The sequence below is a fragment of the Xanthobacter autotrophicus genome, from assembly GCF_029991245.1.
In the GTDB taxonomy this organism is placed as follows: domain Bacteria; phylum Pseudomonadota; class Alphaproteobacteria; order Rhizobiales; family Xanthobacteraceae; genus Xanthobacter; species Xanthobacter autotrophicus_C.
Genome location: NZ_JAIVFO010000247.1, coordinates 1 through 3,374, shown reverse-complemented (window position 1 = coordinate 3,374; position 3,374 = coordinate 1). Strand labels below are relative to the sequence as shown.

At 73.5% G+C, this 3,374-nt stretch carries 1 protein-coding gene, 1 tRNA gene and 1 pseudogene; all 3 read right to left on the bottom strand.

Annotated features, from left to right (window positions below; all coding sequences use genetic code 11):
* Nucleotides 1-80: 80 nt before the first annotated feature.
* Nucleotides 81-176: transfer RNA gene (locus K9U41_RS22305), tRNA-Sec, on the bottom strand.
* Nucleotides 177-269: 93 nt separating this feature from the next.
* Nucleotides 270-2,165: pseudogene (selB, locus tag K9U41_RS22300) on the bottom strand (selenocysteine-specific translation elongation factor); the annotation flags it as partial.
* Between the two features lies 1 nt (nucleotide 2,166).
* Nucleotides 2,167-2,895, bottom strand: coding sequence for a tetratricopeptide repeat protein (locus K9U41_RS22295; protein WP_282643033.1), 729 nt, complete (start codon nucleotides 2,893-2,895; stop codon nucleotides 2,167-2,169).
* Nucleotides 2,896-3,374 lie beyond the last annotated feature (479 nt).

Sequence of the window (3,374 nt, the reverse complement as noted above, 5' to 3'; positions counted from 1 at the left end):
GGGCGCGGCGGGGGCCGCCTCGTGCGTGCCCTGTTCAAGCTCCGGCGTCATTCGGTTTTTCCAAGGACTTTTCGGGAATCTGGCGGAAGAGAGTGGGAGTCGAACCCACCAGGGACCGGCTCGCGGCCCCTCCCGGATTTGAAGTCCGGACGCCCCACCAGGGACGCTTCTCTTCCCCGCGCGGGTGGCGCCGGCGAATCGCTTGCAGGGGCATCATTTCCCGAGCCGGCGAACAGGTCCAGCCGGAACGGATTGATGCGGCGCAGATCGCCGCGGCGCAGGGTGACGCCGTGGCGGTCGAAAAAATCGAGGATCTGGATCGCCACCTTGCGCCCGTTGGACACCTCGTCGCGGAACTGGGCGGCGGTGAATTCGTCCTTCATGCGTGCCCCGGACAGGCGCGCGAGGATCTCAACCATCTCCGCCACCACCGGGCGCCGGAAGAAATGGTCGTGGGCCACCTCGTCCACGCGCCCCATGCGGCCGGCGAGCTTCATGAGGCGGCGCACCTCCGGCTCGGCCACGCCGAGGAGGCCGGCAAGGTCGCGCACCCGTGGCGGGCGGAAGCGCTCGGTGCCGCCGATGAGCGGGGTGATGCGGCTCCAGAGGGCCTCGTCGGCGGCGGAAAGGCGCACCTCGAAACCGGCCCGGCGCACCCAGGCGCCCTCGCGCTTCACCGTATCGCCCAGGCTTTCCAGGGCGGCGAGGAAGGCCGGCGGGGGCAGGCGCGGCACCAGCAGCAGGCGCAGCCGCTCGCGGCCCATGCCCGGCAGGTCGGGATTTTCGGCGTGGAAGGCCTCCAGCGCGGATACCAGCTGGCGGGTGAAGTCGGCGAAGCGGTCGGCGGCGACCGCCAGGGTCGCCTCGCCGGCCGCAAGCCGCACGAGGCCGAGGCGGGCGGCCAGCGCCTCCGTTTCCTCGGCGGTCAGGATGTGGTCGCGGGCGAAGGCGGAGAGGTCGGTGAAATAGGGCGCGATGGCCAGCAGGGCCGCAAGCGCGGTTGCGGGATCGCGTTCGGCGAGGGCGGTCAGCTGGGCCAGCCGCTCGGGGGTGCGCCGCTTGCGCTTCGGCCCGCGCAGGTCGAGGAAGCGCCCGCCGCCGATGGTGCGCTGGGCCGAGGTGTCGCGGATGACGAAGCGGTCGCCCACCGCCGCCGCGATGGGCGCCTCCAGCACCAGCTGCACCTTGGCCGAGGCGCCGGGGTTGATGGGATCGGTGAGCAGCACCAGCCGCGCCCCCACCTCCCGCGCCGCATGATGCAGGCGCACGGGAAGCCACTGGGCCAGGGGGCGCTTCTCGCTGGCCAGCACCGTGAGTTCGGCGTCGATATGGTCGGCGGGCGCGTGCAGCGCCGGATCGAGCACCACGTCGCCGCGGGCGATGGCGCTCTTGCTGATGTCTTCGCCGGCAAGGTTGAGCCCGCAGCGGTCGCCGGCGACGCCGGCCTCCGCCACCCGGTCCTGCGCCCTTATGGAGCGCACGCGGGCGGCCAGGCCGGACGGGCTGACCACCACCCGGTCGCCGACGCGGACCGTGCCGGACAGGACCGTTCCGGTCACCACCGTACCCGCCCCGGCAAGGGTGAAGCTGCGGTCCACCGCGAGGCGGAAGCGCCCGCCCGCCGCCCGCTGTCCGAGGCGCCGCGCCGCTCCCACGAGGGCGTCGCGCAGGGCGGCGATGCCCGCGCCGGTGGGCGCGGAAACCGCATGAATGGGCGCGTCGGCAAGGGCGGTGGGCGCGAGGAGGGCCGTGATCTCCGCCTCGACCGCGGCGCGGCGGTCCGCATCCACCAGGTCGGCCTTGGTGAGGGCGACGATGCCTTGGGAGATGCCGAGGAGGTTCAGGATGGCGAGGTGCTCGCGGGTCTGGGGCATCACCCCGTCGTCGGCGGCCACCACCAGCAGGGCGAAATCGATGCCGCTGGCGCCGGACAGCATGGTGTGCACGAACTTCTCGTGCCCCGGCACGTCCACGAAGCCCAGCACCTCGCTCTCCGTCCCCTCGCCCCCCGCTCCCTGGCCATCCAGAGGCAGGTAGGCGAAGCCGAGGTCGATGGAGATGCCCCGCGCCTTCTCCTCTTTCAGCCGGTCGGTATCGACACCGGTGAGGGCACGCACCAGCGTGGTCTTGCCATGGTCGATATGTCCGGCCGTGCCGATGATCACGTCAGGGCAGCTCCCCCAGCGGGATGGCGGCGCGCCGCTGGGCGGCGGCTTCCTCCTCCGGCGTCAGGGTGGCGCGCACGGCATCGAAGAAGCGGTCCGCCAGCGCGCTCTTGCCGGCGCGGGCGCGCAGCAGCCAGGCGAAGGCGGCGACGCGGTCGCGCGCCACGCCGGCGCCCATGTGGCAGGCCGCGCCGAGCATGGCCTGGCCGTCCGCGTCGCCGGCCTCGGCGCCCTTGCGCCACCAGCGGGCGGCTTCCACCGCATCGCGCTCCATGCCGAGGGCATTGTGGGCGATCATGCCGAGCCGCGTCATGGACGCGGCAATGCCCTGGTCGGCCGCGGCCAGCGCCCAGCGCCGGGCCTCGACCGGATCGGAGGGGATGACCTCGCCTTCCAGCAGCATCCAGCTCAGCATGTCCTGGGCCGGGCCGTCGCCATCCTCGGCGGCGGCGAGGTAGAGGGCGGCGGCCCTGGCATAGTCCTGGGGGACGCCCTCACCCTTGAAGTTGAGGGTGGCGAGGTTGCGCCGGCCCACCGGGTCGCCGCTCTCGGCGGACAGTTCCAGCCAGCGGCGGGCGAGGTCCAGGTCCTTGTCCACGCCCAGGCCGTCGATGAAGCAGGCGCCGATATTGTTCTGCGCCCGGGCATTGCCGGTGCGGGCCAGGGGCTCCCAGATGGACAGGGCGGTTTCGTATTCCCCGGCGGTGGCGGCGGCGAGGGCGGCCGCCATCTGCGCCTCCGGCGTGCGGGTGTCTGCGGGGGCCTCCGGCTCCGGTTCGGGCAGCGCTTCGGCCTGCAGGAGTTCGGTGCCCGCATCCTGCGGGGCGGGCGAATCGAAGGCAGGTTCCTCGCTGAAGGTCTCCGCCAACAGGCGCCGCTCGAACTCCGCCTCGTCGAAGGCGGCTTCGGGGCGTGTGCGCACCTCGGATTCCCGCGTTGCCGCGGCGAGGACGGCAGGCGTTTCCCGGCCAGGCGTTTCCCGGGCGGGCGTCTCGCGGGCCGGTGCCTGCGGCGGGACGGGCCCCTGGTCCTGCGCGGTGGGGGCGCGCTCTTCGAGCCGCGGCCGGCGATGGGGCGGGCTTTCCGGCTCGGCCGCCGGGCTCGCGGCGCGGCTGCCCGACAGGCCGGAGGCGATGTCGCTCAAGAGGGCGTCGAGGTCGTCCACCTCTGCCGGCCGGGGGGGCTCCTCGGCCGGCAGAGGTGGACGAC

Coding starts and splice junctions, on each gene's coding strand:
- K9U41_RS22295 (WP_282643033.1), bottom strand. CDS start 2,895: ATGGCGGCCGCCCTCGCCGCCGCCACCGCCGGGGAATACGAAACCGCC.